Here is a 14,957-nt window from a genome sequence, read left to right as displayed (position 1 = left end):
TATTAAGACAATTCTAGCTTCTGGCGAGTATCAAGACAAATCAACCTGTGAACGAATAGAAGATGATACAACAATAAACCTCGTTCACCGGTGATAAAAACACTATTACTTCGGTACACTATGGATGAGTCGTCTGAAAATTCTGATGCGAAAAACGCACAAAATGCCATACCACTTTTGGAACGCAGGCTGGCGCGCAGTGAAGCGGCTCGGCAGGAAGCCGAACATCTATTAGAAACCAAAAGCCGTTCGCTCACTGCTGCCGAAGAAATTTTGCGCCAAAAAGAAGCGGAGCTTCTAGAGCATGTAAACCGCCAAACTCTATCTTTGGTCAGTGCACAAAAGCTAGCCAATGTTGCCACATTCCATGGTGACGAAGACAAACGATTTGTGGGTTCAAACAATTTCGCTGATGTTGTCGGCTCCAAAACACCAGTTACCAGTTTTGAGCAATTTGCCAAAATGGTCCATCCCCAAGATCGTGAGGAGGCCATAGGCATTCTGTTGGCAGCCGATCGCGGTGACTTGGTCGATAAAAATATCGAACGCGATTTTCGCTTTTGCGACGATTTTGGCAATGTGCGGTGGCTGCGATGGTCTGTAACCCAAAGCCGGTCGCCAGATGGCGAGCGTTTCTTTGGATATGGCGCGGTTCGCGATATCACCAAAGAACATCAAGCCGAGCGTCAAGAACAAGTATTGCTCAAACTCAGCGAACGCCGTGCGAAACAGCTAGAAAATATTTCTGAAGATCTCAAAAAAGCGCGGACAGAAGAAGAAAGAAAAAGCGAACAGCTGGCAGAACGTCTATCCGAAATGGAAATTATGGGCGCTGCTCTAGAAGATGCGCGCGCAGAAGCGGTGGCCGCAGATAAATCAAAATCACGATTTCTCGCGATGATGAGCCATGATATTCGCACCCCGATGAACGCCGTTATGGCGACACTGGAGTTGCTGAGTATTTCAGAGCTCAATGCAGAACAACAAGAGCAATTGGATCTCGCTCGGCAAAGCAGTGATCAAATGCTCTTCCTATTGGCCGATATCATCGAATATGCGCGCACAGATGGGTGGAAGCTCGACATTAAAATGCGAGATATGAATCTCCATGATTTGCTCAATAAAGCCGTTAGCACTTGGCGCCCGCTTGCGGCCAAGAAGAAATTGAATGTCGCATTGGAAATTTCACAAAATTGTCCCGAATTCATCATTTCTGATCCGACGCGCGTGCGACAGATAATCGACAATTTTATCAGCAATGCCATTAAATATACCAGCGCGGGAGATATTTGTGTGTCCGCGAGCTTTTTGGAAGACGGTAACGAAAAGTCCCTGAAACTGGCAGTCTCCGACACAGGTGATGGCATTCCGATCAATGTCCAAAAACGTCTGTTCGATGATTTTGATCGCGGAGAGGCCAGCAACAGCGATATTGAAGGGACCGGATTGGGTCTGTCCATTTGCAAACGCATTGTCAAAGCGATGGACGGTCAAATTGGTGTGGAAAGCAATCCCGGTAAAGGGAGTAATTTCTGGTTCGAAATTCTCGTCAATATTGGCGATGAAAATCGTATCACGCCCCAAATATCTTCTGCTCAAAATATCAAAAAACTCACCATCAATGGTCGGCCTCCGAAAATTCTTGTGGCGGAAGATGTGGAAGCCAATCAGATTGTCATATCCGCCATGCTCGAAACCATGGGTTGCGATGCTCAGGTTGTTGATGATGGCTCGAAAGTTCTCGATGCGCTCGACAAAGATCGGTTTGATGGCATTTTGATGGATGTGTGGATGCCGATGAACGGCATGGATACGACCCGGCAAATTCGATCTCACAAAAAACATGGAAAAATCCCGATATATGGCGTCACCGCCTTTGCTGCAGAGGATGAACGATCGGCCATTTTGGCATCCGGGATGGACGGTGTGATTGCGAAACCGATCAACTTGGCCGGTTTAAATTATGCTATTGGTCAAATTTGCGGATTGGGCGAAGTGATCGACAATGCCGCTTCAGAAAAAGACGATACGGTTCCTGTTTTCGGCCGCGCGGATGTGATCGATCTAAACAAGTTTAGGGAGCAGGTATTTTCGGTTCCTGAAGGTCGGAGAACCGCTTTGATCAATGCCGTCTGCGAAGATATTCAAAGTTGGCACGATAAGTTTCACGCCGCGTGGATGGCCGGTGATCAAGATGGCGTAAGATCTGCCCATCACGCGCTGCGTGGTATATGCAATGGATTTGGTGCTTTCTCGCTGCTCGAGAAAATTGATGCGGTGCATCAGTCTGGTCAGATTCAAGACGCCGATCTGTTGCGACCAATTGCCGAAATTTTGGACTTTACCCTCAATGCCATTCGCCAATCTGAAAAAATTTCAGATCGGCGAACGGAATGAACAAGATGCTCGAGACCTAGTAAGCACCTCGTCCGGTGATGACGGCTGGAACCGTCTGGGTTATTAATTTTAAATCACGGAACAGAGATTTGTTGGAAAGATAGTCGAGATCCATCTCCACTTGTTTTTCAAACGGGATATCCGCCCGTCCCGAAACCTGCCAGATGCAGGTTAAACCTGGTTTTCCTTCGAGACGTCCACGTTCTTTATCTTTATAGGCCAAGACCTCGTTGGGCAAAGCAGGACGTGGGCCAACTACCGACATTTCTCCAGTCAAGATATTCAATATCTGAGGCAATTCATCCAGTGATGTTCGACGGATCAGCTTGCCAATGCGGGTAATTCGTGGATCTTTTTTCATTTTGAAACAGACGGAATCGCGCTCATTTTGCTGCTGCAGTTGCGCTTTGCGTGCCTCTGCATCTTTATACATGGAACGGAATTTCCAAATTTTAAACGGCTTACCATCAGCCCCAATACGGGTTTGGCGAAAGAAGGGAGATCCCCGGTCTTCCATAGTGATAAACAAGCAAATGGCCGCCGCTAGAGGCCCTAAGAGAAGCAGCGCCAAAAGAGCGATAGACAAGTCCAATGTGCGCTTTGAAGCGGCGGCATAACGATCGGCATGGCCGCGTGCGATAAAACCATGTTGTAAGGAACGGGCGATAAACATACTGTTGCCCCAGATATAACGACCGGCCAAACGACGCGGTTCCATGGCAAATCGCCAAATCCACTCGCATCCGAGCTTTCTCACCAATGCTGGTGCGCGAGGAATACTGCCGGAATAATAATCAAACAGACCGCCCACCCCCATGATCACAGGAACATTCAGTTGATCACGATATTTGGCGATCCATTTTTCTTGCACGGGGACACCCATGCCCACCATTAAGATTTTTGCTCCTGATTGATTAATCTGGTTAATAATCTCTGCATCATTCTCACGATCGAAATAGCCATTTTGCGTTCCAGCAAATTCCAGACCACGATATTTTTTGCGCATATTTTTGGCAGCTGCCGAAGCAATACCTGGTTTGCCACCCAAGAGATAAATAGATTGGCCCGCTTGCGCAGCCGCTTTGCAAATATGTGGGAAAAGATCGGTTCCATTTAAATTGCTGATTGCACCACTGCCGGAAATATGTCCCGCCAACCGCAATCCTGATCCATCGGGCAACAATATGTCGGCTGCTTCCAGAACATCTTTATAAGCGGCATCTTGCGTCATCATGTTGATGCAATGTGCATTGACAAATTGAACAATGTTGCGCTCATCATTTTGTGCGCTAGCAACAATTTTGGAAGCGACTTTCTTGTAACTGCCACTCACTAGGCCCAACCCAAATAGAGAAACAGCCGCTTTATCATAAAGCGAAACCGCAAGTTCAGAGATGGTTTCACGACCGATTAAAAGCGGCGATATTTGACGGCTGTTATTCTCTGAGAAATTTTGAGCGGATTGATACATACTCATTTTGCGTCTCCAATTTGTTTGGAAACATACTCCGCATTTCTCGTGCCATATTTCTATAAATGTTACTTTTCAATGATTTAGTTAGTTAACAACTGAAAAACACATTGGACATCTGACCCAAAATGCGAAACTTTTCGCAAAATGCAAATCATCTCACCCGCTTTGCAAACGCAGAATGCGAGTAAAAATTCCGGTAACTATATTTCCACCCGGAAATCCCCGATTCCCGAAAACTGGCACGGCAATTGAAAAGGTTGGTGCAAATCAATTTTGGGAATTCGTTCATGTCCACCTTCGCAGTTCAAAATCAGAAAAGCAGCGTATCTTCTATATTACGCGGCCTGGTTGCGTTTGGTTCGGCAGAACTTGCCAATCGTATCGTTCGCATTTTGGTTGTTATAATAATAGCGCGCCAACTCGCACCCGATCTTGTCGGCGTAGCGGCGCTAACCCTTAGCCTATTTGAATTGATTCGCGTGATCGCAAATATCGGTGTTGGCCAAAAAATTATTGCAGCCCACGACAGTGATTTGGCAGCAACCTGCATTGCCGCTCACCGCATCTTCTGGATCTGGTGCAGCATCGTCGCAGCCATTCAATTGGTCGCCGCCGCTTTGTTGCATTTCTATTTTGAACAAAGCCTCGCAGCTCAAATGCTCGCGATATTGTGCGGCGTCTATTTTTTCATGCCAGGCGGGCTGGTTCAGTGCTTTCGATTGATGCGGACTAAAAAACTCGCGAAAGTTGCTAAAATCGGAGCCGTACAAACAATCACAGATCATATCCTAACTGGAATTCTGGTGTTTATCTGGGCCAGCCCATGGGCCATTGTCATTCCCAAGCTTATGACCGCGCCATTATGGTTGGTGATGATGCGTCATGCAGACGATTGGCGCCCTGATCTTGCAACAGCAGCAGCCCCTTATAAGGACATGTTGAACTTCGGTGCAGCGATATTGGCCACGGACATTTTCTTGGCTGTTCGCAACAATCTCGACAAGCTTATCATTAGCGCCTTTCTCGGTGTTTCCGCTCTCGGCACCTATTATTTCGCATTCAACGCAGGAATAGGGATTGTCAGTGCGCTCGCAACTGCTTTCGGCACGGTTATTTTTCCGCATCTTTGCAACAAGAAAGATCAAGCTCAAAATCGCACAATCATCCATTTTAGCGTTGCGGCCGGTCTGGCAATTTTCGGAAGCCTAACCGCGGTTCAATATTTCCTAGCTCCAATTTATGTTCCGATTATTTTCGGTTCCCACTGGGTTCACGCCATTCCGCTTATTCAGGTTCTTTCGCTCGCTGGTATCCCTTTAGCCATGAGCGCAATTGCTTCCGCATATCTCAGAGCAGAAGGACGAGCACCACTTGATGCTTGGTTCGGTCTGACTGTCTGTGTGTTGGCTTTGATGACTATGCTGATCGGTGCCCAGTGGGGACTTTTGTCCGCAGCGACAGGATGGGTGCTGGGAACCAGCATCGTCATCATCAGCTACACCCTATTTCTATCCACACAACCCGTTTCAAAGTTTAAGGAGGTTTTCCAATGAACAGTCCCTATTTTTCAGTAATTGTACCGGTTTACAACGCGGCTGCTCATCTTTCTGCCACGATCCGCTCTGTGTTAAATCAAAGTGATCGCGACTTTGAATTGATCATGGTCGATGATGGTTCAACCGACAACAGCTTGACCATTATGATGGGTTTCGCGGAGAAAGATCAGCGCATTAAGCTGGTTTCCCAATCTAATGGTGGTGTTTCAAAAGCCCGAAATTTGGGTATGGAACTGGCACGGGGAGAACTGATGGTTTTTCTTGATGCCGATGACCTGTGGCGCGCCAACAAGCTGCAAGCACATCGGGATTTCCACGAAGCCAATCCGGCCATAGATGCCAGTTACGCCAAAATCGGGTTCATGGATCAAAATGGTACCGATGGGCACAATGCCAAGACTTATTCTACTATCCACTGGGGTTCTTTAACGGTTGATCAAGTCATTGCCGAAAACCCGGCCTGCACTATGTCTAATCTCGTCGTTTCCCGAACAACGGTTGAAACCGTGGGTGGTTTTGAAGCCGGCATGTCTTATGCTGAAGACCAAGAATGGATGGCCCGTATCGTCAGTCAAGGCTTTGAAATTGCCGGCCTCGATCAATATCTTGTCGACTATCGGTTGAGTCCTGATGGTTTATCCGTGGATTTGCCCGCTATGTATGCTGGCTGGCGGCTGCTGGCAGATCGCTATAGCAGCGCCGAAACGATCAGCGCTTCAGAAGCGATTTATTGTCGATATCTGTCTCGCCGTGCACTTCGTGCCGGTGCCCCTGCCAAAGTTGCCTTAGCTTATGCAATGCAGGGGTTGAACTCGGATGTTCAAGCATTTCTCAACGATCCCAAACGCGGATGGATGACGCTAATCTCTGCTTTTTCTGCTCATTTGCTCCCGCGTTCCGCACGCATTCAACTTTTTGCCTAATTTGATTTTTACAAGGAATCCATCATGAATAATCCTGCAATCTCCGTCGTTATGCCCGTCTATAATGTAGAAAAATATGTTGCCGAAGCCATTGAGTCTGTCCTGGCGCAGACCTTTACAGACTTTGAACTTGTTATCGTTGATGATGGTGGTTCTGATTCCAGTATGGAAATCTGTGAAACTTTTGACGATGCCCGAATCCATATTGTCAAACAAAGCAATCGCGGCCTAGCAGGCGCTCGAAATACAGGTATTTCGGCAGCGCGCGGCGACTATATCGCGCTCATCGATTCTGATGATCGTTGGGAAGCTGAAAAACTGGCCCTGCACAAAATTCATTTGGATAACAATCCTGAGGTCGGTGTCAGCTATAGCGGATCGCAGTTTATTGATCAAAATGGCAATATGTTGCGCCAAGCACAGCGGCCAAAACTTGAGAATGTCACAGCAAAGGATGTTTTGACGCGCAATCCAGTCGGCAATGGATCGGCTCCGGTCATTCGGAAAACGGCTCTAGACATCGTTGCCTTTCGTCACCCTCAAGAACCGATGAGAATCTGTTATTTCGACGAAACATTCCGCCAATCAGAAGATATTGAACTTTGGATTCGCATGGCGTTGACCGGTGAATATGCCTTTGAAGGCATAGATGGGAATTTGACTCAATATCGAATTGTTTCCGGAGGTCTTTCCGCCAATATTGCAGCCCAATATGAAAGCTGGAACCGTGTTATTGAAAAAACCAACAAAAAAGCACCGGGCTTCATTGCGCAATTCGGGGATGAGGCGCGGGCTTATCAATTGAGATATCTCGCACGCCGGTCAGTACAAATGGGCGATGGCGCTTTTGCGCTATCCTTGCTCAAAGATGCGTATGCTATTTCTGCCAAACCATTGATCAAAGAACCGCTAAAATCAGCTGTAACATACGCAGCCGCTGGAGTTATTCGCTTCTTGCCCGCCAATCTTTCATCGAAAATCGCCTCCGGTTGGACTGGCGTGAAAGTAGCAACATGATATATCGACCCAAAATTATTCATCTGTTGGATGATCTTTCGCTCGGCGGCGTGACCAAAAGCTTGGAACTCTTCCGCCACCCTGCCCTCCAGCGCCACTATGATTTTGCTGTAGAAGAAGTACATCCCGATTGGAGCATTGCACCCAAATTTAAAGCCACGGCGATCGTGGTGCACTTTTCAGTGAGCTGGAAGACATTGCCGTTTTTATATTCTCTGGCATCGCGCAACCCGAGCGCGAAACTGATCCTTATGGAACATAGCTATTCGGAAGAATGGCAGAATATAAATGTCCCGGATCATCGCCGATTTCATACAATGTTAAAGCTTGCCCACAAAATTTTTGATCGTGTGGTCTGCGTTTCGAACGCCCAGGCCAAATGGTTAGAAAAAGTGGCGGCTCTTCAAGCGCCAAAAAGCCAAGTGATCTATCCTTGGAGCGATATGGCAGGTCTTTTTCAATTGGAACGCCCTCATTTCTCGCGCAATGCACCTTTGATCATCGGAACCTATGGGCGATTTGTCGACGACAAAGGATTTGCAGACCTAATTGCGGTTTTCAAAAGTCTGGAACCACAAAGCAAGATTCAATTGCAGATTGGCGGCTTTGGTCCAGATGAGCAAAAGTTAAAAAAACTGGCGGCCGGAAATCCCAATATTTCCTTCTATGGGAAGGTTGAAAATGTGTCGGATTTTCTATCGCAATGCGACATTGTTGCGGTACCCTCAAAATTCGAGGCTTATGGCCTCGTAGCAACGGAGGCCCGATTGGCGGCACGCCCTATCCTGGTGGCTCCGGTGGGCGGACTTCCTGAACAAGTCGGTAAGGCGGGTGTCGCAATCAACTTTGGTGACACTAATGCCGCAGCCAAATTGCTTATCAAGCTCAGAAGCTTACCACTCGTGAACATGTCAGTTGCAGGCAGAGAAGACTGTCTCCGGGCAACCGAAAATCGCATACACAATTGGCTCGCGCTATTCGATGAATTGCACGGCGTCAGCGCAGATAAAGCCGTGGCTTAACATCTTTAACCAGTTTCCGTGAAGGACCAGCCAATGGCCTCTGCATCACTGCAGGGGCCATTTTTTTGCCCTTGTGGGCCCATTTAGAGGATTGTGACAATGACAACCAATCCCAGTCTTGATCACTTGCCACGCGGTAGTACCTTTGCTCAACCTATCACCGTAGCGCTCTAGCCTCATTCCAGTTCCAATGCCTTATGCACTCATGTCACGCTGAGAAACGGCCCTACTGAACCGTTTGCGCGCAAGCGATCAGTAAAGAAGGCAATGTATATGGCTTGATTAATGCGGTCGAGTCGGTTGCTTGCGAGCCGACGAGATTGGAGCACCGCGTCGGCCGTTGCCAACTTACCTTCATGTGTTTCTGTTTGAGCTCAGTTCTATCCCGCTTTGGATTGCAAAGCGTTACCGATTAAAAGCAAGGCAGGCCAGTAGAGATAGGCCAAAGATTCCAAGTTTTCCCCGAAGCTGTAAATCAATAAAAGCGCTATCATCGACAAGCCTATGCGGGCAATTTCAGAGGTTAAGGCCGATTTTAAAAGCAGAATCACACTAACAGCCATGGGTAAAGCCAAGGCCAACAGGCCCAACAAACCTTTTACAAAAAGCAATCCATACCAGCTGTGGTGACTGCCAATGGGCATATATTCCACAAGATGTGGACCAATTTCGACAATCCCGTGGCCAAACCAAAAGGCTTCTGCCTGCCACCGTTCAATCGCTAATCTTCCCAATGTGGCGCGCACACGCGTGGAATCGGCCCGAGCGCTCGAGAATTCCGATTGCGCGAGTTGCGCAAAATCCAGAATATCCAATGCGAACCAACCCGATAATAACACCAACGGTAGAACTAGAAACCATAGTGCCGGGCGGGTAATCTGCCGAAAGAAAAATGGCATGGGTGCAATGAGAACAAGCGCGACCATAGCTAATCGCGATTGGGACAATAATATTATGGCGAGCGCAGCTGCTATTCCCCAAAATTTCCATGAACGTGCTTTTTCCTGCATAGCGCAGATAAAATAGACCAAACCGATCATTCCAGCGGCTGGCGACCAGGGCGCGAAAAATTGCCACCGCGGAGCCCCTGACCCGGGTTCAAGAGTATATAAAATAGCAGAGAAATATTCCGGGCCGGAACCTCCGATGATTTTCAGAGGAGACACCCACAAATTGGAAGGCAAACCGACATAGGGCGCCAATAAGAATATCGGGAGCAACAACACAGTATATTTTCCGGTGCGGCAAATGGCGCGATAAACAATTTCTGCACGGATCGGCAATATCGCGCCGGCAAATATGAACAGAGCAATTAGAAACCAGCCTTTTGCCCACCCAATGGATGACTTAACTATCGTGGTAGCGCCGAGGTCGAAACTCAGATGACCAACAAATAAGATTACCAACATGAAGCCCATAGCCAACAGCCAAAGGCTGACCGACCAATGCGGTGCAGCCAGGCGTTTTTCGGCAGGCAATGACGGCGCAACAAAGTAAAAATATGCCGCCATAAGCGCTAAGGTGCAGCCAAGCACCGGGCCGGCAATATATAATCCGCCCACAAGCCATAATAGCCAAGTGGCTAATATGGTGTGATGGACTAAAGACTCGGGGCTATTTTGCGGATGATAGGTTGTCTGAACCATAGCAGTCCCAAACCGATTAAGATGACGAGCGTTGCTCCAACTGCTCCAGCCAGAGCCAACATGGTTGAAGGACTGGAAGGTTCTTTGGGAACAGATGGTTGCTCAAGTGTTTGTACCAATGGATAAGAAGCAAATGGATCTTGCTTGTTCGTATCAATACGCGCCAAAGCGGATGAAAAAACCGCCTCTGCGACACGGTGATCGCGGACCAAATCAGCAAGCATTGAAGCCTGTTTGACGAGCTTTTCACTTTTCGCCGATTGACGGGCAATATCGCCGCGTATTTCCGCCAATCCAGCTTTCGCACCCGCGCTTTGTGAATTGGCAACCACCATGCCTTGCATAAGATTCGAACGTCCACCGGCAACGGCAATATCGATATTTTTCAAAATCGACCCAGCACCAAGGCCCGTTAAAGCCCGACCCCGTTTAACCAAAGTGGCTTTTAACTGATCGCGTTCGGATGTGGCTTGAACCCGTGCGCCATGATCTTCACCCAATGTAGCTTCTTTTTCTTGAACATTGACTTCCATTTTGGCGTAACGATCCGCCAATTGTTGGAAAACCGGATCCGAGCGCAACCGCAAGGCACTATTTGCACCGCCGACCGACTTGCCCAGAATTGATGAAAAGCGCTGAGATTCAGCTGATTTTTGGCGCAATGCGATACGCGCTTCACGCTCTTGCTGGCGCAGCGCATCCATATTTGCAATCCGAGTGTTAAATTGGTCTAGCGATACCAGTCCCGTCTTCGCCTGGAAATCCAACAAGGATTGCTGGCTCGTCCGAACCTTTTTTTCCAACTGAACAAGGTTTTTGGCATCAGAGCTTTCCCGCATTTCCGCTTCATTCTTGCGGAGCGTATCCAGTTGATCCATGAAACTTTCTTTCAACGCCAGCGCCCGCTTGTTAGCCTGTTCTCCGCTTGCGCCGGTAACTTCAACCTGAATCAAATTAGTTTGATCGATCAACTTCACTTTTGGTGTGGGGAAATCACCCTCTTCATCTTTTGCTTTCTTAGCGCTTTGGCGCAATGTGATATCCGTCATCAAAAGGCGTTTATAATTTTCCGTCGGGCTCAGTGTGGCACTCGAAAATGCAGAGGAAACCGAGGATTGCGCTTGGCCAATGCTTTCTACATTCAGCGAGCTGCCAATTCCCGATCCCGGCAATATCAAGGTAAACTTGCTATTATATTGATCCGGAGCAAGCGCGAGATAGACTATTGTCAACGCCCAGATAACCGCGATCCATCCACCCGCGACTTTAAGATAGCGCTTGTGCCGGCGGAGCATCGGTTTCCGATTTCTAAAGGCTGTCCACATTTTTTCATGCAGGCCCGGTTTTTCGATTGTTTCATGCTTCATGTTCAGTCAACATTCTTAAGCAAAAAATAAGGAGAAGCGGTTTCACCGACGAGGCTGATAACGTCTCGGACATTCATCGCGAAACTGTCATAGCAAGCCAAGCTATCGCCTGGCATCAAATAGGGGTCGTTTTCATCTCGATCGGCATGGCGCACCAGCTTTTCCACTGATCTTTGGATGACCACAGACTTGCCGTTCATCGGATTACGAGACATTAGCACGACTTTTCGGGCCGCGTTCATGGCAGAACCACCGACGCAATTTGCCGCAACCATGGCTTGCGAAAGCCGCGTTCCATATGGCAAGCTTGTTGAATCCCGACCAATAGCCGAAGAAGCATTGTTGCTCGCCGGCCTGGACAAGTTGGACATATAAACACGAATTCCCGGAGCGGTCACTTGTGACGGTTTCACTAAGGCATCCTGGAAACATTCAGCAGATCCAACAATGATCCGATCGTCCGAGGTCAGCGTGATATCATCAATCGAACGCCCCGTTATGGCTCCGCTCAGATCAACCTGAGTCCATTGATCGTCGCGCAGCATAAAGACTGCGGAGAGATCTGCATCGGGGCGGACACCGCCTGCCGCCCGGATCGCGGCGGTTAGAGAGCGGCTGACATTGCGATCCCCAGATTCGCTATTGTTGAGATTGACGCCACGCGTTTCTGCGGTCCGTTCGCCAACTCTAATCATACCCGGTTCGAAAACCGCGCCACTCACAGCGACATTTACTCCGCCCAACTCGACCACACGCAAGCGCACACTATTGCGCAAACCTCGGATCAACCGGTTTTCAACCAACTTGCTACTAATCGCCCGCTCAGCTTGAACCACCGACTGGCCCGCCAGACCAATGACGATCCGACCGTCGATTGTGATGCTCCCATTTGCCGCCAGCACATAGGTCCGGGACAAATCATCCACATCTCCGGCAATTTTCAGTTCTACCCGATCCCCGGCTGACAACAAGTCAGGCGAACTCGCCATAATATGCGCTTCAACGCGATGATCCCCCAATTGTGAAAAGGGTATCATCGCGTTTTGGCATTGCGTGGTTGTCTGAGATTGCTCCCAATATTGCTGCGGTGCATATTGACTGCCGCGCATATTGTCCGGACGTTCCATGGTAGCGCATCCAGCCAAAAGCGATGCGGATGTGACGATGGCAGTTATTTTCTTGGACATAAATCACCTAAATATTGAATTTGGTATTGACCTTGCAACTGCTGTGCCAAGTGCAGAAATCATCGGAAAGCGATGGTAAAGATTGTCATAATGCGAAAAATCATCGACCATCTTTGCAATTTGCAAAGGTTTTTGTTGCATATTGCAAAGACAGACTATTGCAAATTGCGAATCTCGATATATAAACGGCAGAAATCAGCCATTCGCAAATTGGCATAAATGCTGCTTAGTTAGCGAAGAGACTAAATTGAACAATTAGAGAAAGCAGCGATTATGAAGGGTATAGTTTTTACAGAGCTCGTCCGGTTTATGGAAAAAGTCCAATCGCCGGAATTTGCCGATCAGGTTATTACGGGTGCCGCCTTGCCCAATGAAGGCGCGTTTACATCCATTGGCAACTATCCATCAGAATATGCCCTAGCCATGGTGGGCGCTGCTTCAGAAAAGTCTGGAATTGATGCAGCAGAACTTTGCCGGCTATTCGGAAAATACCTCTACAACCGTTTCACTATATTATACCCCCATATCATGGAGTCCTATAAAAGTGCCGAAGCATTGTTAACCCATGTGGGGAGCCATATTCATACGGAGGTATGTGTTTTATATCCCGATGCCAAACCTCCTCAAGTCACGGCCGAAGTGGAAAATGGAACCACCACAGTGCGCTATCAGTCCCATCGCCCGATGGCTGCCATTGCTCATGGTTTAGTGGAAGGATGTATGGAACATTATAACGACCAACGGACTTTGGAATGGAGTTTTGCCGATGATGGGAAATCGGCCTGTTTCACAATTACAGGATAAATTATGCCGCATCACAAAATACTGATTGTTGAAGATATTGCATCATTGTCCATTGCCTATGCCGGGCATTTGGAAACAGCATCATTCGAATGTGTGATTGCCGACAATCTCGCAGATGCTAGCGCGCAATTGAAACAACATAGCGATTTCTCTGCTGTTTTGTTGGATCTGCAATTGCCCGATGGTAACGGCCTCGATTGGTTACAAAATGAGAAAAAACTGATTGATCGCGTTCCCGTCATTGTTGCAACGGCCGATGGTTCTATCAATCGCGCCATCGATGCAATGCGGCTCGGTGCCTATGATTATATGGTCAAGCCTTTGTCGCCCGCTCGCCTTGTCACGGCCATGCAAGGTGCATCGGAAGTGACCAAACAAGCAGCAGCAGCAATAGATGCCCCGCCAAAAGCTTCATCTAATTCAAAATCCTTTGCTGGTTTCATTGGTGAAAGCCAAGCGATGCAGGATATTTACAAGCAAATTCAAAATGTTGCCCAATCCAAAGCAACCGTTTTCATCACCGGCGAAAGCGGTACGGGCAAAGAAGTTTGTGCGGAGGCCATTCACCAATCTGGTCCGCGTGCCAAAAAACCCTTTATTGCCATAAACTGCGGGGCAATCCCGGAAGATCTGATGGAATCAGAATTATTTGGTCATTTGAAAGGTTCATTTACCGGCGCAATTTCTGATCGCCAAGGCGCCGTACAAGCGGCTCATGGCGGCACTTTGTTTCTTGATGAAATTTGTGAAATGGAACTCAAGCTACAGGTCAAACTGCTGAGGTTCCTTCAAACCGGAACCGTGCAAAGAGTGGGCGCAACCCAGCCCGAAACGGTGGATGTCCGTATTGTCTGCGCTACCAATCGCAACCCGACGCTTGAAGTGGCTCAGGGGCGATTTCGGGAAGATCTCTATTATCGATTAGCGGTTGTCCCAATAGACTTACCAGCGCTACGCGAACGGGGAAGTGATATAACCTTGCTGGCGAACAGCTTTCTCGGAAAATTCGGAGAAGAGGAAAATAAGCAATTCGATGCTCTGACCGCGGATTTGTCCAGAAGTTTCGAAAGCCATAATTGGCCGGGTAATGTGCGAGAACTTCAAAATTTGATGCGCAGAGCCGCCGTCATGTTTGAAGGCCCAATGATCAGCCCCCATATCATTTCTGAATTTGTTGGCGGAACAGCAGAACCATCACGGTCAATTGATATCCCAATATCGAGCGCGCCGACCAGTGCTGAAACCGCTCCCTCCGCACCGCTTGCGGATGCCAGTATATTGGATGGTCTCACTTTGAACCAAGTCGAGCAATTGGTCGTCGCGCGAGCGGTGGAAAAATGCAATGGCAGCTTAACCAAAGCCGCCAAGATTTTAGGTGTAAGCCCGTCCACCCTTTACCGCAAAAAAGAGAAATGGGACGCAGAGCAATCTGCTGCATAAACCAATTATATTTTTATAATCAATAGGTTAGATAGTTTTCTTAGTCGTCCAACCGATTGGCACTATCTTCTTATTATTGAACGACCTCTGCTTCAAAAAAAAGCCCCGCCAGTTTCTGGCAGGG

Annotated in this window: 11 protein-coding genes; 7 read left to right on the top strand and 4 right to left on the bottom strand. The window is 48.1% G+C overall.

Features of this window, described 5'->3' with window-relative positions; genetic code table 11:
• Positions 1-120 precede the first annotated feature (120 nt).
• Positions 121-2,397, top strand: a complete 2,277-nt coding sequence (locus ABJU74_RS01085) for an ATP-binding protein (RefSeq protein ID WP_348385733.1) — start codon at positions 121-123, stop codon at positions 2,395-2,397.
• A 16-nt stretch (positions 2,398-2,413) separates the two neighbouring features.
• Here ABJU74_RS01085 and ABJU74_RS01080 read toward each other — a convergent pair whose 3' ends face one another.
• The gene (locus ABJU74_RS01080) at positions 2,414-3,874 is read right to left on the bottom strand and encodes a WecB/TagA/CpsF family glycosyltransferase (RefSeq protein ID WP_348385732.1); all 1,461 of its coding nucleotides are present in this window, start codon (positions 3,872-3,874) and stop codon (positions 2,414-2,416) included.
• A gap of 284 nt (positions 3,875-4,158) precedes the next feature.
• Between ABJU74_RS01080 and ABJU74_RS01075 the strand changes: the two genes are divergently transcribed.
• Genes ABJU74_RS01075 through ABJU74_RS01060 form a run of 4 tightly spaced genes read left to right on the top strand, consistent with a single transcriptional unit; the run spans position 4,159 to position 8,389 of the window.
• On the top strand, positions 4,159-5,424 hold the full coding sequence (locus tag ABJU74_RS01075) for an oligosaccharide flippase family protein (protein WP_348385731.1): 1,266 nt from the start codon (positions 4,159-4,161) through the stop codon (positions 5,422-5,424).
• Positions 5,421-6,350 (top strand): glycosyltransferase, encoded by a 930-nt coding sequence (locus ABJU74_RS01070; RefSeq protein WP_348385730.1) that lies wholly within the window; start codon positions 5,421-5,423, stop codon positions 6,348-6,350. Before ABJU74_RS01075 ends, ABJU74_RS01070 begins: the two co-directional genes overlap by 4 nt.
• 24 nt (positions 6,351-6,374) lie before the next feature.
• A complete protein-coding gene (locus tag ABJU74_RS01065; protein WP_348385729.1) occupies positions 6,375-7,367 on the top strand; it encodes a glycosyltransferase in 993 nt (330 codons plus the stop codon).
• Entirely contained in the window at positions 7,364-8,389 is a 1,026-nt protein-coding gene (locus ABJU74_RS01060) for a glycosyltransferase family 4 protein (protein WP_348385728.1), read from the top strand. Before ABJU74_RS01065 ends, ABJU74_RS01060 begins: the two co-directional genes overlap by 4 nt.
• Positions 8,390-8,769: 380 nt before the next feature.
• Here the strand turns inward: ABJU74_RS01060 and ABJU74_RS01055 are convergent, their stop codons facing one another.
• Genes ABJU74_RS01055 through ABJU74_RS01045 form a run of 3 tightly spaced genes read right to left on the bottom strand, consistent with a single transcriptional unit; the run spans position 8,770 to position 12,589 of the window.
• Positions 8,770-10,035 (bottom strand): O-antigen ligase domain-containing protein, encoded by a 1,266-nt coding sequence (locus ABJU74_RS01055; protein WP_348385727.1) that lies wholly within the window; start codon positions 10,033-10,035, stop codon positions 8,770-8,772.
• Positions 9,990-11,402, bottom strand: coding sequence for a hypothetical protein (locus ABJU74_RS01050; RefSeq protein ID WP_348385726.1), 1,413 nt, complete (start codon positions 11,400-11,402; stop codon positions 9,990-9,992). Before ABJU74_RS01050 ends, ABJU74_RS01055 begins: the two co-directional genes overlap by 46 nt.
• A gap of 2 nt (positions 11,403-11,404) precedes the next feature.
• Positions 11,405-12,589: a polysaccharide biosynthesis protein gene (locus ABJU74_RS01045; RefSeq protein WP_348385725.1), complete on the bottom strand. Its 1,185-nt coding sequence runs from the start codon at positions 12,587-12,589 to the stop codon at positions 11,405-11,407.
• A 273-nt stretch (positions 12,590-12,862) separates the two neighbouring features.
• On the opposite strand from ABJU74_RS01045, the gene ABJU74_RS01040 reads away from it, so the two are divergent.
• Both ABJU74_RS01040 and ABJU74_RS01035 read left to right on the top strand, forming a co-directional pair.
• The gene (locus ABJU74_RS01040; protein WP_348385724.1) at positions 12,863-13,393 is read left to right on the top strand and encodes a heme NO-binding domain-containing protein; all 531 of its coding nucleotides are present in this window, start codon (positions 12,863-12,865) and stop codon (positions 13,391-13,393) included.
• A gap of 3 nt (positions 13,394-13,396) precedes the next feature.
• Positions 13,397-14,833 carry a sigma-54 dependent transcriptional regulator gene (locus ABJU74_RS01035; protein WP_348385723.1) on the top strand — a complete coding sequence of 479 codons (1,437 nt, stop codon included), beginning with the start codon at positions 13,397-13,399 and terminating at the stop codon, positions 14,831-14,833.
• Positions 14,834-14,957: the final 124 nt, after the last annotated feature.

The sequence above is a fragment of the Parasphingorhabdus sp. genome, assembly GCF_039982415.1.
Classification (GTDB): domain Bacteria; phylum Pseudomonadota; class Alphaproteobacteria; order Sphingomonadales; family Sphingomonadaceae; genus Parasphingorhabdus.
Note: the sequence above shows the minus strand (reverse complement) of the source record. Positions and strands in the feature narration are given on the sequence as shown.